This is a genomic window from Youngiibacter fragilis 232.1, from assembly GCF_000495435.3.
In the GTDB taxonomy this organism is placed as follows: domain Bacteria; phylum Bacillota; class Clostridia; order Clostridiales; family Clostridiaceae; genus Youngiibacter; species Youngiibacter fragilis.
This window is the reverse complement of the sequence record NZ_AXUN02000191.1, coordinates 1-24,028: the sequence shown is the minus strand read 5'-3', so window position 1 is coordinate 24,028 and position 24,028 is coordinate 1. Positions and strand designations below refer to the sequence as shown.

The window sequence follows — 24,028 nt, the reverse complement described above, 5'->3', positions numbered from 1 at the left end:
AAGATGTTCCAGGGTACTAGTTATCATATTTTTAGTTATCTTATTTCTTGGCAGGGTCAATTCAAAACCCAAGAGGCTCAGTACATTGGCTGCCATAGCTTTTGGATTTGTAGTGGCAGGAATCGCCTTCGGTGAAAACAGATACATCGGATATGGCATGTTTGCAATTGGAATACTCTTATCAGTAATAGATGCGTATATGGTATCGAGAAAATAAAAGTCTTCTACCGATACCATTTAGTTTCTCCCAATATTGCGACGTTATTGTAGGAAATTGCGTCGTAATTATCGTATAACTTACAAGCAACTTGGAGTTTTAATTGAGGTCGAAGCAATGAAAATTAATATTCTCATTAATTCTGCTAATTAGGATGACTATTTGTACAAGTCTCCTACTAGGGGTGCGTGGATGAAGATAAAGATTTCAAAAATAATTCTTCAAAGGAATGTGGATATTACTATTGATGGAATTAATTGTACCTTTGAGAATATTAAGAAAGTGATAGACATTTTCAATATTAAACACATTATTTTAACGATAGATTCATTATCAAAATCAAGTTCAGTCTTCTTGGTACTCAATGACTTAGGGCTGAATTATATTTTATCATCTAATAATTCAGAAATTGTTGAAGCGACAGTTTTAGTACCGTCAGAATTGATATACCTAGTATTAGAAGAAGCAATAAAAGAGGATCCTGAGAACCTGTTTATTTCCAATTTGATTGACATTGAAATTTGGAAGGACTTATTTACTGAATCACCCCAAACATTGCTTGAATCAGGTTATTCTGACTTAACTGTTATAGTGTCAAGAGATAGGCAAAGTATATTCTTATCATTCATTAAGACAAGATATAATTTTAATGATGTTCTTAATAAGATCAAGGAGATCTATCACAATAAAGGTTTTTAGAAAGTAGTGTTTGATACAGAAGTGGAAATGTTTATGCGATGCCATATTAGTTTTGTGAGGTGAGAAGATGAATACACCTGTGTTATCAGAGTACAGAGGATTGCTTGGCACAATCATCTTTATATCCCTGTTGATATTGTTCTCTTTAACATCTAAAGACGAATATTTTTATCGATATAAGATTTCGAAAAGGATGAATATCATTTTTTGGAATAAAGCTAAGAATGGAACAGTCCCTATCCTATCTTTAGCTATATCTATAGGGCTGTATACGACGGTACCTATACTTTTGGTTATCAAATATTTTAACCCGAAATCAAATTTGGATACCTTGACTTTATACTATTTATTTATTCCTTTAGTGCTAATATTGACGCCATCCATAATGGTTATGGATGGACTCGCTAGTTACAAGAAAAAGAAGAGAATCAAGGCGGAAGAGGAAGCAAGAATAAAGATGAAAAGAGACAACTGGATTGCAAACAATGTGAAAAAGAAGAAGAAAAAGTAAGAATAGAACACTCTTTAGTAGAATTGTATTTAAAGTTTACTTAGGATAGCTATTTATGTATCAACCTTAAAGTTCAGGTTTATTATTTTTTGATATATGAAGGTTAGGTTATATTTGAAATGCAATGAAGGGATAGATATTTCCACAGTGAGTTCATTTAGTCACATTCTTCCCATATTGCGAAGTACCAGATACCAGACTTCCCACAACACAGTACCTCGTTGAACCCTCTATCTTGAAAAAACCTAAGTGGTAAACCATTGCTAGGTTCAATTATGTTTCTGACCTATCGTCACCTTAAATTCATATTGCAATTGACAAGAGCAATAAACTGCAAAGGAGAAAGCTATGAAGGAACTTCAATTTTCTATTGAAATAAATGCTGGCAAGGAAAAAGTATGGGACACCTTATGGAATGATGATACCTTCCGTGACTGGGCAAACTTCATAGACGAAGGTACATATATGGACGGTGAATTGGTTGAGGGAAAGGACGTGCGATTCATCTCTTCTGTAAATGGCTATGGAGTCACAAGCCGTATTGCAAAACTTATCCCTTTTCACACTGTATTGTTCAGGCATATGGTGGACACGAAAGAGAGAGGAACTGAGGTTAGGGAAGATGAGTGGACAGGGGGAACAGAATCCTATTTACTCTCAGAGACAGGTGGAGATACCATATTGACAGTCAAGATGGATGTTCCGATTGAAATGGAAGAACTCTTCAATGAACGTTTCCCGATGGCTCTGGGCCGTATAAAGTCATTGGCTGAAACAAAGGAAGTTGAATGATACTGGACATGTCAGCAGAGCAGTCAATTATTACGATATAAAAAAGGGATTCATGCGAATCCCTTTTTCAATGCCTTATTTACTTAGGATCATATTTTAACTAATTTTAGGAAATCCTGCTACTTCTTCTTAACATCCTTGTTAAGGTCGCAGCATTTGAGGCTTCCTGAACCGAAAGTCTTCTCATTGGACTTGCCAAGCCTGTCTATGAATTCCTTGAACCACTTCTTCACATCAATCACCTCTGACAGAAATAATATTACCATATTATGGAGAGAATATGGAGACCTGGAAGAAATGAAAGTCATCCTTGTGATTTTCCCTTGTTTTCGGAGTAAAAAAGGAGCGCATTTTGCGCTCCTTTAATCTGATGTCTGTTCTAGAATATTCCTGCAAGTCCGCCAAGTGCCATCGCTGCAAGTCCTGCTGCTGCAAGAAGTGCCGGTGTGCCCTTGAAGGCTCCGGTGTTCTCAGAGTAGTCAAGCCTCTCCATCATTGATGAGAAGACCGCAAATGCGAAGAACAATCCTATCGGTGCTCCGATAGATACTGCAAGTGCAGATGGAAGGTCCAGTCCCTGTGCAGCGTTGTCAATTGCGATGTAGAATATCGCGGAGTTGACTGAAAGCAGAGGAAGGGATGCCTTTACTGACTCGTATATCTCAGGCTTCATCTTCTTGATGATGTTTGAAACAAGTAAGATCGAAAGGACTACAACAAGTGTATAGGCTATAAGGTCCAGTGACTGAAGCTTCAAAGGTTCAAGAACATACTTGAACACGAAGAAGTTAAGTATCGCTGAAACTGCCATTACCTTCATCGCAGCAAGGCCAAGCCTTGAAGCGGTCGTGAAGTTGCCGCCTGCAGCCTTTATCTGGCTCATTGACACGAACTTCGTTACAACAACGTTGTTTATGATCATGGCTCCTAAAAGGAGAGCAATAAAATCCTTCATTACTGGTTTCCTCCTTCAGGTGCGGTATTGCCCTTCTTCAGAGCAAATACAGCTGAGATTAAAGAGAGGGAGATGAATGCTCCTGCTGGCTGCTTGAACATCCCTATCCTGTATGCTTCAGGAATGAAGCTGAATGAGAATACCTCTTCGCCCGACATTGGGTTGAGGAACATGAGTCCTCCCGATGCAAGGATTTCCCTGAACATTCCCAGGATAACAAGTGCAGCAAGGTATCCGAAGGCGAGCTTTGCGCCTTCCTTGATGCTGAGTCCGAAGTCCGCGTCCTTTACGAATACGCCGGCTCCGACAAGTATTACAGTATTTGTGATGAGAAGTGGAAGGAATACTCCCGCTTCCTTGGCTACAGGAGCCATATATGCCCTTGTCATGAGCTCACATATCTTTACGATTGCGGCGATGACAACGAGGTTTACTGGAAGTGCAACCTCATCAGGGGTGAATTCCCTGAGAAGGCCTATGGCAAATGCGCTTGCAAGAGTTGCAAGGAGAACCACAATTCCCATACCCAGGGCGGTGGTCAGGCTTGTTGTAACCGCAAGTGCAGTCGTAAGACCGAGGAAAAGAGTCAGGACAGCATTGTTCCTGAAGAGACCTGAGTTCAGATTCTTTACGCTATTCATGCCTATCCCTCCTACTTGCTTGCGTCGATTGCTGCTTTGACAGCATTGACGACTGATTCGCTTGATACCGTGGCACCGCTTACCGCATCCACGGCTATTGTCTCATCCGCTATGGAAAGGTCCTTGAACTGGCTTGTGAAGGCTTCCTCAGAAACCCTTGTGCCAACTCCCTTTGTATCGTTGACTTCAACGACTTCCACGCTGACTATTGTCTGCTTTGCCTTGTCAATGACAACTATGACCTTGTTCGGAGCGACCTCTGTGAAGCCTTCCTCAAGTATCGCATAGCCGTTTGCAGTGACTGTGAAAGTGAGGACGTCCCCGTCTTCCTTCTTCTCAACCACAGTGCCCTTGGTCTTTTCACCAAGTGCCCTGAATATCTTTATTGATGTCCCTGCTGGCTTGGCAGGCTCAGGTGTGGATGATCCGCCTTCGATGCCGCTTACGCTGTTGAAGTGCGCCTTGGCTGCATCAATTCCCTTAACCACCGCGCTGGAGCTTATGGTTGCTCCTGATATGGCAGCTATGGAATCCGAAGACTTCTTCCCAACAACGCTTGCTATGAAATCAGGCTCTCCGACCTTCATCCCGTAACCAGGAGTATCAGCAAGCTCAAGCACCTTGAATCCCTTTATGGTTGCATCGTTTCCGATTCCGACTATGAAGGATATGGGGGCTGCGAAGCCCTGGGTGGTTATCTTGTATGCATAGCCTGCACCCTTTGCCTCGTAGGCAGTGGTGATAAGACCTGTTGAATCCTCTATTGTGATTTCCGCAATTTCCGTGGCGTCAGGGAACATCTCCTTGAGCGCTGTGGTGTCCTGTGAACCGGAGTTCTTCTCAATTATTGGTGCAAGATAGCTGTCAGCGGCCTTTGTTACCCCGCCGGATACAAGGACCACAATAGCCAGGAATGCTGCACTGAATCCTAAACTTTTCTTCATTTCAATCACTCCTTGCCCAGGTCTTCGACAGCCATCCTGACTGCCTTGACTACTGATGTTGAAGACACTGTGGCAGTTGCTACAGCATCGACAGTCGCTGACTTGTCCTCATATGAGAGTCCTGCGAACTGGTCGAGGAAGTTCTTAGCCTTGACCTGAGTGCCGATTCCGTTTGTATCATTGACTTCGAGAACCGCGACGCTCTCGATCTTCTTTGTGGCCTTGTTGAGCTTGACCTCCACTATGTTAGGCTTCGCGTCAGCGTAGCCACCCTCAGTCACCGCATAACCCTTGGCTGACATCTTGTATGTGACTACATCCCCTTCAGCCTTTTTCTCAAGGACTTCAGGAGCATTTGAGGTGGTGTCGTTGAAGAGGTTCAGGCTGTCGCCAAGCTTGGCCGTTATCTCTTCAGCAGGCTCCTCAGCAGCTGCCGGCGTAAGGGTGCTTCCTGCCCAGACTCCTACAATCAGAGCCAAAACTGCCATACCAGCTACGAACTTCTTGTTGTTACCGATCGTCTTGATCTGCCAACCGTCTGTGAACTTCTCTATGAGAGGGGTAAGCATGTTCATTATGAGTATTGAGTAAAGGACTCCGCCCGGAAGGCTTGCCTTAGTCCTTATGAGGACAGTGAGTATTCCGCAGCCCATGGCGAATATTATCCTGCCTGCTGCCGATGTAGGATTAGTGACCGGGTCAGTAGCCATGAACACGGCTCCGAACACAAGTCCGCCTGCAGCGATGTGGAATGCCGGGTACCAGAGTCCCGCACCTGTCATTACGCCTATTACAGTTGTGATTGCAAGAACGGTTCCGATATAGAATACCGGTACTCTCCAGTCAAGGACCTTCCTGTATGCAAGGACTATTCCCACAATGATTATGAGAAGCTTGCTGGTCTCACCTATTGCACCCTGATGCAGTCCCAGGAAAAGACCTGAGAGCCCTCCGAACTGCTGAAGGAATGATTCGACCTTTGTCGGATCTGTTATTATCCATCCAAGCTGGCTCATTGAGCTGAGGGGTGTTGCACTGGACACTATGTCAGCGGCCTTTGCGCCTGCGAATGATGTAAGTATGAGTGCCCTTCCGGTAGCGGCCGGATTGAATATGTTCTGTCCGAATCCGCCGAAAATGAGCTTGCCTATGAATATTGCAAAGAATGTTCCGAGTGCTAAAGCAACAGCTGAAGTGTTGATCTGCACCATCAGCGTAAGTATTATCGCAGTTACAAGCGGGAAGCTTGCCTTGATATGCTCGGTTACGTTCTTCTTCTTTATTGCTGCATATGCGGCTTCAGTTACAAGCGCAGTGACTATTGAAGTCACCATGAGTATCACTGCATGTATCGCGTAATCCGCACCCTTCGTAGTCGCATAGTATGCAAGTGAGAAGGCGAATACCGCAAGAAGGCCCAGAGTGAGCTCCGCCATTATCCTTTTCGTGCTTATGTCATCCCTGTAGTTCGGGGATGTTCTAACTGTGAATTTCATTGCCTCTCACCTCCTACTTCTTAGTAGCTGCCATAAGCAGCTTCTTAGCCTTCCTGACATTCTCGGTAACCTCGATCTTGGACGGGCACACGTATGTGCACATTCCGCATTCGATGCACTGGTCAGCCCTCAGCTTCTGTATCAGCGCCACATTGCCAACCTTCTCGGCATTGTTGATCCTTACAGGAAGTATCCCTGCAGGGCATGCGTCGTTGCACTTTCCGCATCTGAGGCATGGAATGGTGTCTATGGGCTTCGCTTCAAGTATGGTTATCGCATTGGATGAAGCTGTGATGGCGAATTCGTCTGACTTTATGGCCTTACCCATCATAGGTCCGCCGGCGATGACTATGGCATCTTCCTTTGAATATCCGCCGATCTGCTCCATGATCTCGCTGACCTTGACTCCTACAGGAACCCTTACATTCACAGGATTCTTTATGGCGTCGCCGCTGAAGGTCACTGTCTTCATTACGATTCCGGTACCCTTTGTAAGGGCTTCAGCAAATGCTATTGCAGTAGTTGCATTGTTTACAACAACTCCAAGCTCTCCTGGAAGTTTGTCATACCTTTCCTTGAAGACCTCGAATACCAGGGTCCTCTCCCAGCCCATCGGGTACATGTCAGGAACTGGCCTTATCTTTATGTTCGGCTCATCCTTGACCCTAAGCTGAAGCTTTTCTATAAGCTCCTTCTTTGTCTCCTTGATCGCTATGATGGCATCCTTAGCCGAAGCGGCCTTGATGAAGGCCTTCACTCCAAGAAGAAGAAGGTCAAGGTTGTCCTCTGTGTTCCTGTAGTCCGCAGTGATGTAAGGCTCGCACTCGACGGCATTGATGAGGATTGTAAGCGCATCCTTCATGTACTTCGTGTCTACGCCCTTTGCAAACTTGTATTTGATGTAAGCAGGGAATCCAGCTCCGCCGCAGCCGACTATGCCGGCATTCATCATGAAGGTGACAAGCTCATCCCTTGTCATCTCTTCATAGTTGCCAGGCTCGAATGATTTTTCATATTCGAACTTTCCATCGTTCTCTATGACCAGGTGGTCCGCTGTCCCGCCACCGGCATGGACCATGTGCTCCACTCCCCTGACTGTTCCGGAAACAGAAGAGAATATAGGGACAATGAAGTGGTCGCTTCTTTTCGCAATCATAGTTCCGACCTTGACCTGTTCACCGGGCTTTGCAATTATCTCGGTGCAGTTCATGAGGGGTATGTAAACCAATGCCCCAGCCTTGATATCTACGACTTCGCTGTGGTTCGTCAATTCCTTGTGGCCATTAAGATGCTTCATCATCGGCCCAATAAATATTGACATCCTGTTCACCCAACCTTTCATAATTTGTTAAAATATTGATTAAAAATGACCTCGTTCAAGAGCATTCTGTATCATTTTTATTCAAGTTCCGAATAATTATATCATGAAACCAAATTTGTTGGATACAAGAAAAAGGATTTCTGATTCAACTTTAACATATTAAAACGAAATTATATCGTTTTAATGCTTTACACTTCATATGAAAAGGTTATTTTTCGTTAATGTTTAGTTTATCAGTGTCCCTCAGTATCGTTAAGGGAAAGTCCTGCAGAAAAAGAAAAAGCGGAGGCAACCCTCCGCAACACTATCACTGACCTGGACTACAGCACGAATTCAATCCCAACAGGCTTTGAATGCTCGTTCATGTATATGAGAGTGAATCCATCCGTCCCTTTCCCTATACGAAACGCAAGTACCTCATCCAGCGCCTCTCCTGTCCGAAGCATTACCGGGTCACCGGTTCCGCCGTCCCCTATCTCGTCAAACATGTCGTAATCAGCATCCTGTCTCTGGAAATGCTGCTTCCTGTAGGTGTATGGCCTGACGCCCATGTTCATGAGCCTCAGCATTATCCTGAAAGTGGGATCTGTTTCTCCCGTTTCCTTCACAAGCTCAGTGCCTGTGACTCTCACATGCATATCCCCGCACAGGATATCCTCATCCTGCCTGTATACCCTTGAAAGCGGTATCCCTATCCTCACCGCATCCCTTGTCCTCTGATGCGAGGGCTTGCCTTCCTTCCCGCTGCTCCTTGTGGGCATTGGCTTAGACAGCACATACGCTGCTGCCGCCGCTCCCAGCGCGGTCAGCAGGACAAGCTTGAAACCATCTGACCTCTTCATGAGCTTCTCTCCTTCCTCACCGAATGCCCCTTAAGCTCTATGGTGACTACGTACTCGGCCTCCTGGTACTCGATGGGCTCGCTCTTCAGGCTGAACCTTAGGCCCTTGTGCCTGATTGCTATTACCATGTGGGCAAGGGCAATTCCTATGTCTATCTTGTTGTTTGATTTCAGGAGGGCGTTCTTTATGAATCCCATCCTTGCCCTGAAGAGGTGTATCCTCTCGTCCTCGATGACGAACCTCCATGGCTGCGTGTTCATGTATGACGGAGCAAGCCTTGCGGCGTCGAATATGTCCTTGTACTTCCTTTTGACAAGTCCCATGAGGACAAGGTCCGGAAGCGGCTTCCTCTTATGGTACCTTTGGGCAGCATAGAGCTCTTCGGGAACCTCCGGCGGACCGAATGCTATTGCCGCCACAAGCAGCATATCCTCCTTCAGCTCAGCAAGGCCTTCTAGGTCTTCAGCCGCAAGTCCTCCGGCAGTTATGCAGGTCGCTATGCCAAGGTTGTTTATCGCCAGGACAAGATGCTCCAGTGAATAGCCAGCAGCCTGCCTGAATCCGGGCTTCTTCCCTGCGGCCACTATGATATAGTGCGGTGCCTTCACCTTTCCGTAGGTGCCGATTATTCCGCTCATCCTGCCGTAAAGCTTCTCTCCGTCTTCGACTATGAGGAATTCAACCGGCAGATTTTCAAACAGCTTTGGAGCTCCGTCAGCCTCTTTCCTCACCCTGTCCATGGCGTCAGCGCTAAGAGGCTCCATAAGGAACCTTCTTGTCGACTTTCTCTTCATTATGTTCTCATACAGATCCATGGACCCACCTCACTGACAGTTGAAACTCTAATCCATTATACCAAAAAAACTGACGATGCCCTATCTGACCTTTTCAATCAGGGCTACAGCCTGTGAAGATATTCCGAGGAGAGCACCTGTAAATCCCAGCCCCTCCTCCGTAGTCGCCTTTATGTTGATATCTGACTCATCCATTCCAAGGACCTCGGCCACCCTTGCCTTCATACGGGGGATGAATGGTGCCATCTTTGGCTTCTGGGCAATTATCACGCAGTCGATGTTGGTTACCCTGTATCCGTCAGCTTCGAGCATTTCACTGACATGCGCAAGGAGTCCCATGCTGTCAGCTCCCCTGAACCTCTCGTCGGTGTCAGGGAAATGCTTACCGATGTCACCTTTTCCAAGCGCACCTATCAGCGCATCCATTATCGCATGGACAAGTACATCCGCGTCCGAATGTCCGAGAAGCCCAGTCTCGTGGGGTATCCTGACACCCCCGATTATGAGGTCCCTTCCTTCAACCAGCCTGTGAACGTCATATCCCATTCCTATCCTCATATGTGTTTCCTCCAAAAAATCATCTTCATCACCAATATTATATCATCGTTCACGATTCTTTACTGTTTTGTCGCAAATTGCCTGCCTTTCATCTGATATAATTATATGGAAGAGGGAGTGGAAAAATCTTGCTCCTGTGAAGGATTGATGAATATGAAGAGAATAATTGGTGCCCTGCTGATCCTTGTCGGTCTTGGCACCGTATCCTACACCATGTACATGCGTTACCAGGCTGACAAGGCCAATGAGCTCCTCATAGCGAGGTTCGAGGAGATCCTTGTTGACCTGGATGAGCTTCCGGACACCACCGACCCGTCAGCGGAGACACCCGTGCTCCCCGGCGACCCTGTTGAGGAAGTGCCTGCAGGTGAACCTGCCCCCACTTCACCTTCCGCTCCCGTGAAGACGGCTGAAGAGCTTCAGAAGGAAAGGGAGGATGTGGTGAACAATGCCATCAAGAACCTGAAGGTCATAGGGCTCATAACCATACCGAAGATCGGCGTGTACGGTCCTATAGTCGAAGGCATTGGAGACAAGTCGCTTAAATATGCGGTAGGGCATTTTGAAGGTACAGGGCTCCCTGGCAGCGGCAACTTCGCACTGGCATCGCACAGGAACTACACCTATGCACACTACTTCAGGGACATACACAAGCTGAAGGTTGGAGACGAGATAAGGATCAAGACCAAGACCAAGGAATACACCTACGTAGTCACCGGTACGAAGATTGTGCTGCCTACCGCTGTGGATGTACTTAACCATACTGACAATGCAACCATAACTCTCGTCACGTGCACCGTTGACAGCACCAGACGCGTGATAGTGTTCGGGAAGCTGAAATGACGGAGCCGTAATGGCTCCGTTCCTTTTTTGGAGGAAAAATGGATATATCAGGAAGATATGGAAATGCGAGGATATTCGCAAAGAGTCTTGAGAACGAGGCCTTAGAGCAGATAACTGAGCTTCTTGACCAGCCTTTCACGAAAGGGGCAAAAATAAGGATAATGCCTGATGCCCACTCAGGTGCAGGCTGCGTCATCGGAACCACAATGACCGTTTCAGGAAAGGCGGTGCCTAACCTTGTCGGGGTCGATATAGGCTGCGGTATGCTGGTAACAAGGCTTGACATTAAACGAAGGCTGACCATGAGAGACCTTGAGAAGCTCGACCATGTCATAAGGGATGAGGTCCCGTCGGGCTTCAGCATCAGAAAGACCCCGCTGGCTGAAGCAAGGAAGGCAGATATCTTTGACCTCAAATGCTCTGAAAGGATGGACTTGAACAGGGCCAGCCTTTCAGTCGGAACCCTTGGCGGCGGAAACCACTTCATTGAACTGGACATGGATGACAGCGGTGAAACCTACCTTGTAATCCATTCAGGGTCAAGGCATCTTGGAAAGCAGCTTGCGGAGCATTACCAGGCCATGGCCGGCAAAGCCCTTTCTGGAAGCGGGATCCCAAGACAGCTCGCATACCTTGAAGGCTCCGACTTCAAGGATTACCTTCATGACATAGCGATAGTACAGAAGTATGCTGACCTCAACAGGCATGCCATGGCAAGGATCATACTGTCAAAGATGGGCTGGGGCATGAAGGATGAGTTCTCAACCATCCACAACTACATAGACATTGAAGGCATGGTCCTAAGGAAAGGCTCGGTATCAGCGAAGAAGGGTGAAATTCTGCTGATACCCATGAACATGAGGGATGGCTCCCTCATTTGCACAGGTAAAGGCAACGATGACTGGAACCAGTCAGCACCCCACGGTGCAGGGAGGCTCATGAGCAGGCACAGGGCAAAGGATACGCTTTCCATGGAAAGGTACGCTGAATCCATGAAAGGCATATTCACAACCTCGGTATCGAGGTCTACCCTGGACGAGGCACCTGACGCCTACAAGCCTATGGATGAGATACTTGACTCCATAGGCGATACTGTAACCGTGGACAAGACGCTGAAGCCTGTCTACAACTTCAAGTCACCGTAATTTCAAGCTGTAAAGGAGAAATCGTATGGACAAGGCAAGGGAAATGATAAGGGAAAGCAAGCTCTGCGTACTGTCGACAAGCCTGAAGGACGTCCCCAACAGCTCACTTATGAAGTACGCGGCAAACGGGAATGTCACAGAAATATACATGCTGGCATCAGAAGACAGCGTCAAGTGCAGGAACATAAGGGATAATCCGAGTGTAAGCCTGCTTATCGACACAAGGCTGACAGAGATTAACCCAAGGGCACTTACCGTATATGGTACTGCAGAGATTGTGGCGGACGATGTAGCCAGGCAGACATACATGGAAAGGCTCCTTGCAACCAGCCCTGACCTTTCAGTGTTCGGAAACACATCGAACTCATGCATCATACTTGTCAAAATAAAAGGCTTCCTGCTGATGGACGGAATAACTGAAGGCGGATTCATGGAAGTTTAGAAAAAAGTCACAGGTTAGCAGTTCACAAATAATGTGAGCTCTCACCTGTGACTTTTCCCATTCTTCTGTTCCTAAAGCTCGCCCCATACCTTGTCACGTATCAGGAGATAGCTCTTGTCATCTTCAACCCTGTAGTGGAGGTCAGCCTTCCTGGTGTCAACCTCGACGAAGGACATTGCCGACATAAGGTCCCTGTCCTTCAGGAAGTGCACCGATATCAGAGGTCCCTTCCCTATCCTGATCAGTATCGTAGCTACCTCGAAGAACTCCATTTCTATCATGTACTTTACGACGAGCGGCTTCCCGAAGTTGTCAAGAAAATAGTCAAGATCCCCTTCCCTGTCCTTTGTACCCCTTAAGGTGAAATCACCGGTCAGGATCTCATCAAGCCTAAGCATACAATCACCTCCCTCACCTACATTATATGACAAACGCCCCTTCCTTGTATGAGGAGGGGCGTCTTATGGTGAATGTTATCAGTTATTTAATATTTTAGTAGGCCTTGCCCCATACAACCATCTGCTCAGCCTTTTCACCGCAGCATACGCATGTGTCAGCTATCTCTTCCTGCTCGAAGGGCATGCACCTTGAGGAGAGTCCTGCCTCTTCCTTGATCTTCTCTTCGCATGAGAGCTTTCCGCACCACATCGCCTTTATGAATCCAGGCTTTGTTTCAGCAGCTTCCTTGAGTGATTCGAAATCAGCCGCTTCAGATGTCATGTTCTCAAGCCTTACGAGCGCTTTCTCATAAAGTGAGTTGTGGATATCATCAAAGAGCTCCTTGAGTTTGGTCTCAAGCTCATCCATGGGAACTATTGTCTTTTCCCTGGTATCCCTTCTTACAAGGACAACCTGGTTCTGCTCGATATCCTTAGGTCCGACTTCAAGCCTTACCGGAACACCCTTCATCTCGTACTCGCTGAACTTCCAGCCCGGCTTCTTGTCCGAAGCGTCAAGCTTGACCCTGGCATACGATGAAATGGACTTCCTGAGCTCTTCAGCCTTCTCAAGTACGCCTTCCTTATGCTGGGCAACAGGAACTATTACAACCTGAACCGGAGCAACCCTTGGCGGGAGTATAAGTCCTGAGTCGTCACCATGAACCATTATTATGGCGCCGATGACCCTTGTTGAAAGTCCCCAGCTTGTCTCATGGACATACTTCAGCTGGCTGTCCTTGTCAGCGAACTTGATGTCGAACGCCTTGGCGAATCCATCCCCGAAGTAATGGCTTGTTCCGGACTGCAGAGCCTTGCCGTCATGCATCATGGCCTCGATGGTATACGTTGCCTCTGCTCCTGCGAACTTCTCCTTGTCAGTCTTCCTGCCCTTTACAACAGGTATCGCGAGGAAATTCTTAAGCGCGTCAGCATAGGTGTTAAGCATCCTCAGCGTCTCTTCCTTTGCCTCCTCGGCTGTAGCATGGATGGTATGCCCTTCCTGCCACAGGAATTCAGTCGTCCTCAGGAAAGGCCTTGTGGTCTTTTCCCACCTTATTACTGAACACCACTGGTTGTAGAGCTTAGGAAGGTCGTTGTAGGACTGCACTATGTTTGAGAAGTGCTCGCAGAAGAGCGTCTCTGATGTAGGCCTTATGCAGAGCCTCTCAGTAAGCTTCTCTTCCCCGCCGTGGGTGACCCATGCGACTTCAGGAGCGAATCCGACTACATGGTCCTTCTCCTTCTGGAGCAGGCTTTCAGGTATAAGCATTGGCATGTACACATTCTCATGGCCTGTCTCCTTGAACCTGTCATCAAGGTATCTCTGGATGTTCTCCCAGATCGCATAGCCGTAAGGTCTCAGGATTACCATTCCCCTTACGGTGGAATACTCGATAAGCTCCGCCTTCTTCACGATGTCCGTGTACCACTGCGCAAAATCAACATCCATTGGGGTTATTGCTTCGACGAATTTCTTGTTCTTTTCCATTTCTTTCCTCCCTGAAAATAAAAAAAAGCACCAATCAAGGGACCGGAAAACCGGCGGTACCACCCTAATTGACGCACTGCATCCTCTCTTGGCTGTAACGGTCCACTCCGCTGCTTACGCAGTGCAATGAAGGCGGGTTTCAGGACACCTTATACGCAAGGGCTTCCACCATCCCCTCTCGCTTGTACGCAAGGCTTTCCTTACTGCTCCATCATTAAGCATCATTATCATTTAGATTCTATGTTAAAAGGCTTCAGTAGTCAACAAGAAATTCATCTCCTTTATCTCGTTTCAAATGATAAAAAAATAAGGTCAGAAAAATAATTGTATGAAATGGTCTGCCATTGGATTGGATAAGATTGTGAATTTGCAAGGTTTAAAATAAAATGGAAAATAAAGAAGACAATTCAAATACCTTGATGATAATGGAGGAATCTTGATGCCAAAATTTGAGCGTAAACCCTTTATATTCATACCAGTCATTCTGCTGATTCTCTTGTTCACCTTTGGATGCGCAGGTGGCGGGGAAAAACCAGTCAATTCATCGGGTCCGTCGTCCGCTGCGACCACCCCCTCAGAGACTGCGTCAGGTGAAGATGAAAAGGACCCGATCGTATTCTCAGACCCTGTATTTGAGAAGCTGCTCAAGGCAAAGCTTGAAAAGGATGAGATTTTCCCCTCAGACCTCGACAAGTATACCTGGGTAGGGATTGGCGGAGACCACTTCATGCAGGTAGCCGGAGGTGACATCAAGGCAAAATCCATAATCCTGTTCTACGGAACCGAGGTCGAGCTCGAAGGTGTAAGATACAAGGGATTCGGCACCATGAAGTCCCTTGATGACCTTAAGCATTTCAAGAACCTTAACGCACTTAACGTTACACTTCAGCCTGAACTGGACTACTCAACGATACCTGACGATGTCCTTGGCCGCCTTGTGAATATAATCGTTACCCAGAGCAAGCTTAAGGATATCAGCTTCGTGAAGGGCGCAAAGAACCTCAAGTCAATCAATCTTGCCTTCGGAGAGGTATCGGACCTGTCACCCCTTTCAGAGTGCAAGGAACTGCTTTACCTGTCAGGGAGCAATAACCCGTTGCAGGACTTAAGTCCCATTGCAGGCCTGACAAAGCTCAGGTCAATAAGCCTGTACAGCAGCCAGATAAAGGACCTGACTCCACTCGCAGGACTCGCAAGCCTGGAGACACTTGAGCTTTACAACAATCAGGTAGAGGATATCTCCCCTCTCGCGGGACTTGAAAACCTTAAGGAGCTTGAGCTCATCGACAACAAAGTCAGGGACGTGTCCCCTCTCAAGGACTTCGAAAGCTTTGAGAATCTGAGGCTTAAAGGCAATCCTATTGAAAACATAGAGCTTCTTGACCATATAGAAAACCTGGAATTTGAAGGCTGATTGCATACGTGCATACCTGAGGTAATTTAGTAAGATTTCGAAACCTTTGCATCTTTGGCCAGATTACTGATATAATTCTATGTGAATAAATAACGATTGGAGCAGATTTATGGACCCGGTATTGGTTAAGGACTTGTATGCGCTACTATTCACCCTTTCACTTTTCATCCTTTTCGGTTCAGAGCTTTATTTCTCAAAGAAGGGAAAGATAGTAAGGCTGAGCAACAACATGCATCTGGCATATTATACCCTTCCACTTGTTACAGCGATGATATTCATGGTTCTTGGTTTCCAGAACCTCGAGTCGAATCCGCTCATGTACGGCGGACTTATTGCAGCCATAATAGCCTTCTACATCTACCTGATGACCCAGAAGAAGATAATCCTCAGGAACGCAGACACCCAGGATATCCAGATGAAGGTCAAGAAGTTCCTTGCAAAGGAAAAGATAACCTACAGGCAGAAGGACCCGATGCCCAATGTAAAATCCTATGAGCTTCACAGCACGGAGGGAATACTTGATATCAGGTCCAACGGAAGATGGGTTGAGGTCTTCGGAAGGAAGCTCGGCGATAACGAGCTCATGAAAAGGCTCACTGCCTACATCGATTCTGAGATGGCTGGCCTTAAGTACCTGAAGCCAAAGGATGACAGGCTGTACACCATTCTCATGGTTGTTACCCTCCTGTTCTTCTTCTACAACCTTTACGTCAACCATATGGCCTGATCATACAGAAAGCACAAGCTGACCGCTTGTGCTTTTTTTATGTGATGAGATACCACGACTTGGTCCTTGGATCCTGATATAGGTCATATGCCTTCCTCTGCCTCTTTACCCTTCCCGTCACATTGAATGTCCTCTCCACGAGACCGTTCCTGTCATTTTCCCTTACGAAGTTGACCTTCTCCACATCCACGATCCTGTAATCCACGCTCTCAACAGAGTAATACCTGAACCTGAACGGGTACACCTTTCCGTCCCTGAACAGGGAAACCACCTCGCATGCTGTTTTCAAAGAAATCACCTCGTATCACACTAACAAAATAACGCTGTCTTTTACTCCATAAGCCTGGTGTCTGGAGTCACGACCCTATTTCCTTAACCCCATTATAGAACACACGTTCTATAATGTCAATCATATCCAGATTGAAACGCCCCCTATATATTGTGTTTTAATTAAAGTTTGTCCACAACATATTGTGGACAAGGTGGATAACTACCTGGAGGGCATCCCTCCGACGATTTCGCTTATCATGCAATATAAAAAGCCTTGGTTTCCCAAGACTTGACATATCCTACAGGTCCAATCCGTTAAGTATCTTCTTCAGCTCGCGCATTTCATCGGTCGACAGGGTTATGCCCTTTCCCATCTTCTCATCGTCAGGAGCCCATTCCCTTATGTCGAATTTGGCGTCCTTGTCGTTCCAAGATATGCTCCGCACCTCTTTAGTCCATCCTGACTTGTTTCGCGACAGCACTCCATGCTTTTCCTTCACCTCATACTTTATCTCTGGCATTCCAATTCCTCCTTCTGTTTTATAGGTTTCTCTTACATTATGCGCTCCAACCCTGCAGCAAATACAACTGCAGCAATATTTCGAAGAATCCTTGCGCTTTACTTGCCTTCTCACATACTGATCACATTATAACTGCATGGTTCTTATGCTCAGCCACATGGCCATCAAGTAAATTATACAGCATAAGGCTCCTGTTTTCCCAATCAGAAAAAAAAGCACCCGGAGGTGCTCTTGAAGATTACAGTCTTGAAGCAAAATGGTTCATGGCTTCCTTGACTTCATTGATAGCTTCAGGCTTTACAACACTGAAGAATTTCGGCATGATCTCCTGAAGATACGCCATATTGAAGGTTCCTGCAGCCTGCCTTGAGAAGCTCTCCTCAAGCAATTGTCTTGCTTCGTCCTTCTTGTCGTCAAGTGCCCGCTCGATGAAAAAGTCATAGAACAATTTTTGTCCTGGATTCATTATACTCTCCCCTATATCCTATTTGCACCATCTATGTCGCAGGTACATATGAATTATACTAAGACCGTCGTCCTGGAGTCAATTATTTCCATATCCCTATATGGTTCGGGAAAGGTAAAGGCAGTGAACCAAACAGGAGGCAATGCCGCATCTAATCTTAGAATGCCTGAGGATGAATGCGGGTTAGGTAGCTGTAGTGTCCTACTTGTTTCATAGCATCAAAAAGGGATCCTCATAGGGATCCCTTGTCGTTAGTTGCCTATGTACTTGTATGGATTCACGGCAGTTCCGTTTACCCTTATCTCAAAGTGGAGATGTGGCCCTGTAGCCCTTCCTGAGCTGCCCATTGAACCTATCCTCTGGCCCCGTTCAACCCTCTGACCCACCTTTACGCTGTATGAGCTTAGGTGTGCGTAAAGGCTTGTAAGTCCGCCTCCGTGATTAATGATTACTATCCTTCCGTAGCTTCCCTCGTATCCTACTCTTTCAACAATTCCGCCCCTTGAAGCGAGTATTGCAGTTCCTGAGCTGTTTGCAAGGTCAATTCCGGTGTGCATGCTTCTTGCTCCGGTTACAGGGTGTATCCTGTATCCGAACGGGCTTGAAAGTCTTCCTGCTGCAGGCTTTATGAATGATTCAGCCTTCTTGACCTCAGCTTCCTTCTTTGTCTTCTCGCCTGAAAGCAGCTGTATCTCCACACCAAGCTCAGTGAGCCTTGAATCGAGTGCTGTAAGCTCCTCCATCCTTGCGTCTATTCCGCTCTGCAGGACAATCTTCTGCTCCGCAATCTGGATAAGCTCATTTTCTATGGCTGACTTTCTTGCCTGAAGCCCTTCAACTATCTTTTCCGCATCCTCATCGCCCATATCCAGCAGGTTGATCTTCTTGAACGATTGAAGGTCAGATGATAAAGCCACATATTCGGTGTACTGGTCCAGTACCGTATATCCGTTTGTGATGCTGAGGAACAGCTTCCTGAATGCGCTTGGCCTTTCAGTCTCCATTATCCCGAGCTTTGCGTTGACTATGTCCAGTGTCTCCTGGAGATATTCGCTATGTATGGTGTAGGAATTGATTTCTTCACCAAATGATGCCATTTCAGCTGACTTCGCTTCAGAATCAGCCTTCGCCGCTGTCTCTTCCGCTGTTTTGGCCTTGAGCTCCTTGTTTATCGCTGTAAGCTCCGCCCTTGGATTTACATCTGCATATACTGTCACAGCTCCGGTTCCTGTTATGAACGCTGCCAATGCTACGGCTGCCACCGCTGCCTTGATACTTCTCATATTACCCCTCCATACTGTCAAACGTGCCGACCCCCGAACGAATCCGACTTCCATATAATAAGTTAACGGTATGAAGAACTTGTAAAGATTTGTAAACTTTTTGTCATGTTTGTGAATTCATCACTCATCAGTGTGAATACTTATCTTTTTATCAATAAAACAGGCTAGCATTGAATTATTTATCAACGCAAACCTGTTCGTGTTCCGTTTATTTACATGTAAACCTTTTGAAAATATCTTTTTGTCTATGCCATATATCCGAATATGAAGAAATAGTGAAGTATGCTCCCTCCAAGTATGAAGAGATGGAAAAGCTCATGGAAGCCAAAGGAAAGGGCGAAATTAGGCTTCTTGGCAATGTATATGACCCCTCCGATCGTGTATAGGAGTCCTCCAAGTGCAAGAAGCAGGAATCCCGTGAATGGCACTGCGAGATAGATCGGCTTTATGAAGAAGACCACTATCCAGCCCATGAGTATGTAGCCTAAGGTGTATACCGCCCTTGGGATCCCGTTCACGAATATCTTCAGTATTATGCCAAGAGCCGCTATACCCCATATCACAGCAAGCATCGCCACCCTCTGCCATCCTGAAAGGATCGTCAGAAGGACCGGTGTATAGGTACCGGCAATAAGCACGTATATCATGCTGTGATCGAGCTTCTTGAGTGTCAGGATATGCCTGTCGCTTCCTATGTAGCCATGGTAGATTCCGCTTGCAAGGTAAAGGAGTATGAGACTCACTCCGAATATGACTGCTCCCGTTATCCCTTTTGCTCCAGTACCCGAAAGTATCCTCTGCACAACAAGTATTATAAGGCCGAAAACCGAAAGGACTGCTCCTCCCAGATGGGTCAGTGAATTGACTGGTTCCCTCAATATATTTTTCATATTGTCCTCCTGATGTAGTTTTCAAAACTATGTGTTATCATATTCTTATTATACACAAGAAATGGACTCCTGCAACATTGCAGGTACATTATTTTTCGATTAACATTATATTACGTGAAAGAAGCGAGGTGCCAAATGGAAGCAAAGGGAGCCGAAAGGCTGCATCCACTGCCAAGGATTGAAGAATACCCGGACATAGACCTGTACATGGACCAGGTCATAACCTTCATGGAGAAGAAATATCCCAGGAGACCGCTTACCAAGACCATGATAAACAACTATACGAAGGACAGGATCCTGCCGCCACCCATTAAGAAGAAATACTCAAGGGAGCATCTCATGCTGCTCTCACTCCTTCAGATACTGAAGGGCACCCAGAGCCTCCCTGAGGTAAAGAAGGTCCTCCACCCGATATCACAGGAGCTTGCAAAGGGGGATTCAGCACCTCTCTACGGGCTTTACAGGTCATTCCTGACCATGCAGGATGAGCTCGACAGGATAGTTGGCACAGCCATGGGTGAAATGTCAAAGCTCAGCGAGGACAGGAGCATCAGTGCATTGTCCACCTCCGCAATGGCTGCCTTCTTCAGCGACCTGACATCAGAGATCATTGAAGGTATGGATTAGTCCACGGGTAATTCCATTTGTGCAAAATACGATTTTACACAAATGATTAAAGCTTTGTTCATTCCAGATTAACAACTGCAGGCCAAAGTCTGTGTATCATAGGTATAAGATACTACAGGAGAAGGACTGGTTAGAATGGCAAAGACTATGGAAATCGGCGAGGTACACATAAACTCTTCGAACATTGGAGACCTCGCAGCATATTACAGGACACTCGGACTCTCTTCCGAAAGGAATGGAGATACCATAGAGCTAAAGGCAGGTACAAGGACCCTTGTGGTGCTCCACGAGACAAAGGCAGCAAGACGGCACGAGGTTGGACTCTATCATTTCGCGATACGGGTGCCTTCAAGAAGGGACCTGGGGGATTTCATACAGAACCTCATAGACAGAAGGATCACTGTCACTGGGGCATCGGACCACAAGGTATCAGAAGCGGTCTACCTGTCGGATCCCGAAGGCAATGGAATTGAGGTATACAGGGACAGGGAAGAATCCGAATGGTACGATGACGGAGAATTCACCATGACCACTGAGGCCATGGACATTGACGGAGTACTGGGAGAAAGGTCCTACGGACCGTATCAGGGAATGCTGGAAGGAACAGACATGGGACACATACACCTTCATGTGCTGGACCTTGATGAATCGGAAAAGTTCTACAGGGATACACTTGGCATTGAGAAGATGATGGATGTCGAAACTGCCATCTTCACCTCAAGGGACGGCTACCATCACCATATTGGCATGAACACCTGGCTGAGGGGAACCCCCAGGGAGAAAGAGGATGGACGTCCTGGCCTTAAGGGCTATGTCATCAGGCTTTCAGATGCTGCTTTTGATTCCATCTTCAATGATACCGATGATGGCATGAAGGAGATAAGGGACCCGAACAACATCCTCGTAACTGTCAAAAGGGGCTTGCTCAGCTGAACGCTGGGATATATGGATCTCTCACTCCATAAGTCAAATAGATAAAACATATAAAGGGTGCTGAAAACTTCAGCACCCTTTGAAATGTCATGATTATCCCGATGTCCTGATGGCGGTCACTCCCCGCTTTCTGTTCTCCGATTACCGTCGGCCAAGGTGGTCCTTAGCAATATATGGATAAGAGCAAGAGAATACAGGTACTTTAGGAAGAGCTCCACCAATACTGAATCTGGAAGCATTCCGTCAGGTATCATGCCTCTAAGCAGGGTATATGCCACCGAACTGCCTATTATCATGAATGCAATCGATGACCTTTTTACCTTCGCACCACTTATGTCCGGCATCTGTCTCACGGCATATACGGCCATTGTTATCACTATGGCAGGTATCGCAAGATACCTGATCACTATGGAATTACCTGCCCAATCGATTTTTTCAACAGATAGCAGCAATATTCCTGTGATAATCCAAACCAGTGTGTAAGTTATGAAGAACCGTTTCCCGAACATCAGCATACCTCCCGCGAAATCGCATTATTCTATCACTAATATACATAGTATCATGTTCTATCTCATAGTGCCAACAGGATTGAAGAAAGCCAAACAAATCAGGGTGCCGCAGTCTGGCGGCACCCTTTGATCCTACTTCTTTTCTATTATGTATCCCTTCCTGTAGGCAGCGACAAGCTGCAGCAGGTCCTCTACCTGGAGCTTCAGCTCCAGGCCTATGTCGGTGTCTGATACCCTTCGCCTGTCCCTCAGGTTTTCAAGGACTACCATGGTCGATACTATATCCATGCCTTCCTCGATGGCCTTTGCTGTGGATTCGAATGGCTCATGGCTGACAAGCTTCAGCCCATGGGAGTTGTATATTAGCGTGTAGCCTGCAATTCCGGTCTCCTTCTGGTAGGCCTTGGAGAAGCCTCCGTCGATGACAAGGAGCTTGCCGTTGGCCTTTATCGGGCTCTCGCCCTTTACAACCTTTACCGGCACATGACCGTTGACCATATGTGACGTGTTTGGATCAAGGTCAAATTCCTCAAGGATCTTCTCTATCCATTCCACATTGTCCCTGTTCAGGTAATATGCGTTGTTGACTTCCTTGTGCGTTTCCTTCTCAGCAAGGAAATACCTCTCGAAGGTGGCCATCTTGCTCTTAGCAAAAAGCGGTGATGCTGGTCCGCACCAGAGGTACCACATGGCATCCTGCCCAGCCTCCCTCCTAATAGGGTCGTTGTCGTAGTAGCCCTGCCTTGCAAGCCTCTCGAGCCTGTCCATGGCATCCCTTCCCACGCATTCCTCCCCATCGATGTTGACCGGCATGAAGGTTCCGTCGCTGTTAAGGGGTATGCAGCCGTGTATCAGGAGATTCTGGTTGAATACCAGGTACATGCTGCCCTTGGAATAGAGGATCCTCATGTGTTCATTGAGCCTGTATGAGTTCTGGAAGGAATTCACGAGCCTCTCCATCAGTTCCTTCTCCTCGTCGGTAAGGAGGAAGGGGTTCTTGGGATCTATTGTCGGGAAATCGCAGCTGCTTAGCTTGTATTCCTTCCCGTCAATAATGACATTGCCCTTCTCATAGTCAATGACATCAAGGATCATCCTGTCATTCATCCTATATTCAGGATGCCTGTATATGAGCTGGCCTTCAAGCTTCATCTGTATCATGAAGATTGCCTTGTGCATGAGGGCTGTCATCTCCAGGTCCTTCTGGCTCTTTGCCAGTGAATCGCTACCCTTTGGCCAGAATGGCTTGAGGTCATGGTCCTTGTAGTGATCGGATGCGAACCTTGCAAGCGGCAGAAGGTTGATCCCATACCTGTCTTCAAGGATCGTAAGGTTGTCATACCTTGCCGTTATCCTTATCACGTTGCATATGAGAGCCGGGCTTCCGGCTGCCGCACCCATCCAGATTATGTCATGGTTTCCCCACTGGAAATCCATTGAATGATACGACTCCAATGTGTCCATTATTATGTCCGCACCAGGTCCTCTGTCAAAAACATCCCCGATGATGTGCAGCCTGTCTATGGAAAGCCTCTGGATGAGGTTCGATATTGCCACTATGAACGCCTTCGCCCTGTCAAGCTCGACAATGGTCTCAATTATCCTATTGTAGTATTCCTGCTTGTTTATCCTGTCCTCGCTCTCGTTGATAAGCTCCTCCAGGATATATGCGAACTCTGTCGGGAATGCCTTCCTGACCTTCGACCTCGTATACTTGGACGATACCCTCTTCGCAACCTGTATAAGCCTGTACAGGGCAGTGGTGTACCAGTCCTTCATATCCCTTTCGCTGATGTCTATCTGGTCCAGCTTCTCCTCCGGATAGTATATGAGGGTTGCCAGGTCCTGCTTCTCGCTTTCACGCAGGGCGTTCCCGAATATCTCATTGATCTTTGTCTTTACGACTCCTGAAGCGTTCTTCAGAACATGCCTGAAGGATTCGTACTCTCCATGGACGTCAGATATGAAATGCTCGGTGCCTTTAGGGAGGTCAAGTATCGCCTGAAGGTTTATTATCTCCGTTGTTGCAGCGCTTATCGACGGATACTGCTTTGCGAGCAGCGTCAGGTAATCAATGTCCCTTTCTTTGGTGCAAATCCTGTCTGTGACTCCTCCGTTCATAAAACCATCTCCAATTTCGTTTTTCAATACCTTAATCATATATCATCCTGTGTCAAATGAGAAGGAACTGAGGAAACCTTTGCATATGTGAAATTAAGGTAATATGATGGCCGAAGACCTGACTTTTACAGTTAACAA

The 24,028-nt window shown here is 46.7% G+C and carries 28 protein-coding genes; 9 read left to right on the top strand and 19 right to left on the bottom strand.

The window, feature by feature from the left end; translation table 11 throughout:
• The coding region (locus tag T472_RS20140; protein ID WP_207643975.1) for a hypothetical protein at positions 1–237 on the bottom strand (237 nt) is incomplete at its 3' end.
• A 172-nt stretch (positions 238–409) separates the two neighbouring features.
• Between T472_RS20140 and T472_RS13340 the strand changes: the two genes are divergently transcribed.
• Positions 410–916: a hypothetical protein gene (locus T472_RS13340; protein ID WP_023384952.1), complete on the top strand. Its 507-nt coding sequence runs from the start codon at positions 410–412 to the stop codon at positions 914–916.
• Between the two features lie 859 nt (positions 917–1,775).
• Positions 1,776–2,219 carry an SRPBCC family protein gene (locus T472_RS13330; RefSeq protein WP_023384946.1) on the top strand — a complete coding sequence of 148 codons (444 nt, stop codon included), beginning with the start codon at positions 1,776–1,778 and terminating at the stop codon, positions 2,217–2,219.
• A 119-nt stretch (positions 2,220–2,338) separates the two neighbouring features.
• On the opposite strand, the gene T472_RS20135 is transcribed toward T472_RS13330, so the two are convergent.
• From T472_RS20135 to ispF, 9 genes are all read right to left on the bottom strand, one after another.
• The gene (locus tag T472_RS20135; RefSeq protein ID WP_207643976.1) at positions 2,339–2,485 is read right to left on the bottom strand and encodes an LDCC motif putative metal-binding protein; all 147 of its coding nucleotides are present in this window, start codon (positions 2,483–2,485) and stop codon (positions 2,339–2,341) included.
• 113 nt (positions 2,486–2,598) lie between these two features.
• Positions 2,599–3,174, bottom strand: a complete 576-nt coding sequence (locus T472_RS13320; RefSeq protein ID WP_023384941.1) for an Rnf-Nqr domain containing protein — start codon at positions 3,172–3,174, stop codon at positions 2,599–2,601.
• Entirely contained in the window at positions 3,174–3,815 is a 642-nt protein-coding gene (locus T472_RS13315; RefSeq protein ID WP_023384936.1) for an Rnf-Nqr domain containing protein, read from the bottom strand. Before T472_RS13315 ends, T472_RS13320 begins: the two co-directional genes overlap by 1 nt.
• An 11-nt stretch (positions 3,816–3,826) precedes the next feature.
• Positions 3,827–4,759, bottom strand: a complete 933-nt coding sequence (locus T472_RS13310) for an FMN-binding protein (protein WP_023384933.1) — start codon at positions 4,757–4,759, stop codon at positions 3,827–3,829.
• A gap of 5 nt (positions 4,760–4,764) precedes the next feature.
• Positions 4,765–6,255, bottom strand: coding sequence for an RnfABCDGE type electron transport complex subunit D (locus tag T472_RS13305; protein WP_023384930.1), 1,491 nt, complete (start codon positions 6,253–6,255; stop codon positions 4,765–4,767).
• A gap of 13 nt (positions 6,256–6,268) precedes the next feature.
• A complete protein-coding gene (locus tag T472_RS13300) occupies positions 6,269–7,552 on the bottom strand; it encodes an RnfC family protein (RefSeq protein ID WP_242864813.1) in 1,284 nt (427 codons plus the stop codon).
• A 344-nt stretch (positions 7,553–7,896) separates the two neighbouring features.
• The gene (locus tag T472_RS13295; RefSeq protein ID WP_023384925.1) at positions 7,897–8,418 is read right to left on the bottom strand and encodes a hypothetical protein; all 522 of its coding nucleotides are present in this window, start codon (positions 8,416–8,418) and stop codon (positions 7,897–7,899) included.
• Positions 8,415–9,233, bottom strand: a complete 819-nt coding sequence (locus T472_RS13290; RefSeq protein ID WP_023384922.1) for a nitroreductase family protein — start codon at positions 9,231–9,233, stop codon at positions 8,415–8,417. Before T472_RS13290 ends, T472_RS13295 begins: the two co-directional genes overlap by 4 nt.
• 60 nt (positions 9,234–9,293) lie before the next feature.
• The gene (ispF, locus tag T472_RS13285) at positions 9,294–9,770 is read right to left on the bottom strand and encodes a 2-C-methyl-D-erythritol 2,4-cyclodiphosphate synthase (protein WP_023384916.1); all 477 of its coding nucleotides are present in this window, start codon (positions 9,768–9,770) and stop codon (positions 9,294–9,296) included.
• 153 nt (positions 9,771–9,923) lie between these two features.
• Between ispF and T472_RS13280 the strand changes: the two genes are divergently transcribed.
• Genes T472_RS13280 through T472_RS13270 form a run of 3 tightly spaced genes read left to right on the top strand, consistent with a single transcriptional unit; the run spans position 9,924 to position 12,200 of the window.
• Positions 9,924–10,613, top strand: coding sequence for a class D sortase (locus tag T472_RS13280; RefSeq protein WP_023384913.1), 690 nt, complete (start codon positions 9,924–9,926; stop codon positions 10,611–10,613).
• A 38-nt stretch (positions 10,614–10,651) separates the two neighbouring features.
• Positions 10,652–11,758, top strand: coding sequence for an RtcB family protein (locus T472_RS13275; protein ID WP_023384911.1), 1,107 nt, complete (start codon positions 10,652–10,654; stop codon positions 11,756–11,758).
• A 25-nt stretch (positions 11,759–11,783) separates the two neighbouring features.
• On the top strand, positions 11,784–12,200 hold the full coding sequence (locus tag T472_RS13270) for a pyridoxamine 5'-phosphate oxidase family protein (protein WP_023384908.1): 417 nt from the start codon (positions 11,784–11,786) through the stop codon (positions 12,198–12,200).
• Positions 12,201–12,271: 71 nt separating this feature from the next.
• On the opposite strand, the gene T472_RS13265 is transcribed toward T472_RS13270, so the two are convergent.
• Both T472_RS13265 and proS read right to left on the bottom strand, forming a co-directional pair.
• Positions 12,272–12,598 carry a hypothetical protein gene (locus T472_RS13265; RefSeq protein ID WP_023384901.1) on the bottom strand — a complete coding sequence of 109 codons (327 nt, stop codon included), beginning with the start codon at positions 12,596–12,598 and terminating at the stop codon, positions 12,272–12,274.
• Between the two features lie 94 nt (positions 12,599–12,692).
• On the bottom strand, positions 12,693–14,129 hold the full coding sequence (gene proS / locus T472_RS13260; RefSeq protein WP_023384898.1) for a proline--tRNA ligase: 1,437 nt from the start codon (positions 14,127–14,129) through the stop codon (positions 12,693–12,695).
• Positions 14,130–14,568: 439 nt separating this feature from the next.
• Between proS and T472_RS13255 the strand changes: the two genes are divergently transcribed.
• Entirely contained in the window at positions 14,569–15,543 is a 975-nt protein-coding gene (locus T472_RS13255; RefSeq protein ID WP_023384895.1) for a leucine-rich repeat domain-containing protein, read from the top strand.
• Between the two features lie 109 nt (positions 15,544–15,652).
• On the top strand, positions 15,653–16,270 hold the full coding sequence (locus T472_RS13250; protein WP_023384893.1) for a hypothetical protein: 618 nt from the start codon (positions 15,653–15,655) through the stop codon (positions 16,268–16,270).
• A gap of 37 nt (positions 16,271–16,307) precedes the next feature.
• Here T472_RS13250 and T472_RS13245 read toward each other — a convergent pair whose 3' ends face one another.
• The 5 genes from T472_RS13245 to trhA all read right to left on the bottom strand — a co-directional run bounded on the left by T472_RS13245 (position 16,308) and on the right by trhA (position 19,700).
• A complete protein-coding gene (locus T472_RS13245; RefSeq protein ID WP_023384891.1) occupies positions 16,308–16,559 on the bottom strand; it encodes a hypothetical protein in 252 nt (83 codons plus the stop codon).
• A 280-nt stretch (positions 16,560–16,839) separates the two neighbouring features.
• Positions 16,840–17,061 carry a YdbC family protein gene (locus T472_RS13240; RefSeq protein ID WP_023384888.1) on the bottom strand — a complete coding sequence of 74 codons (222 nt, stop codon included), beginning with the start codon at positions 17,059–17,061 and terminating at the stop codon, positions 16,840–16,842.
• 238 nt (positions 17,062–17,299) lie between these two features.
• On the bottom strand, positions 17,300–17,527 hold the full coding sequence (locus tag T472_RS13235; protein ID WP_023384884.1) for a hypothetical protein: 228 nt from the start codon (positions 17,525–17,527) through the stop codon (positions 17,300–17,302).
• A gap of 251 nt (positions 17,528–17,778) precedes the next feature.
• Positions 17,779–18,810 carry a peptidoglycan DD-metalloendopeptidase family protein gene (locus tag T472_RS20535; RefSeq protein ID WP_023384882.1) on the bottom strand — a complete coding sequence of 344 codons (1,032 nt, stop codon included), beginning with the start codon at positions 18,808–18,810 and terminating at the stop codon, positions 17,779–17,781.
• Positions 18,811–19,055: 245 nt separating this feature from the next.
• Positions 19,056–19,700 carry a PAQR family membrane homeostasis protein TrhA gene (gene trhA / locus T472_RS13225; RefSeq protein WP_023384879.1) on the bottom strand — a complete coding sequence of 215 codons (645 nt, stop codon included), beginning with the start codon at positions 19,698–19,700 and terminating at the stop codon, positions 19,056–19,058.
• Between the two features lie 135 nt (positions 19,701–19,835).
• On the opposite strand from trhA, the gene T472_RS13220 reads away from it, so the two are divergent.
• Together T472_RS13220 and T472_RS13215 are read left to right on the top strand one after the other, a co-directional pair.
• Complete coding sequence (locus T472_RS13220) at positions 19,836–20,327, top strand: DUF1836 domain-containing protein (RefSeq protein WP_023384877.1); 492 nt, start codon at positions 19,836–19,838, stop codon at positions 20,325–20,327.
• A gap of 135 nt (positions 20,328–20,462) precedes the next feature.
• A complete protein-coding gene (locus T472_RS13215; protein WP_023384874.1) occupies positions 20,463–21,260 on the top strand; it encodes a VOC family protein in 798 nt (265 codons plus the stop codon).
• Positions 21,261–21,376: 116 nt separating this feature from the next.
• Here T472_RS13215 and T472_RS13210 read toward each other — a convergent pair whose 3' ends face one another.
• Together T472_RS13210 and T472_RS13205 are read right to left on the bottom strand one after the other, a co-directional pair.
• Positions 21,377–21,769 (bottom strand): hypothetical protein, encoded by a 393-nt coding sequence (locus T472_RS13210; protein ID WP_023384871.1) that lies wholly within the window; start codon positions 21,767–21,769, stop codon positions 21,377–21,379.
• A gap of 132 nt (positions 21,770–21,901) precedes the next feature.
• Complete coding sequence (locus T472_RS13205) at positions 21,902–23,890, bottom strand: fructose-bisphosphatase class III (protein WP_023384868.1); 1,989 nt, start codon at positions 23,888–23,890, stop codon at positions 21,902–21,904.
• Positions 23,891–24,028 lie beyond the last annotated feature (138 nt).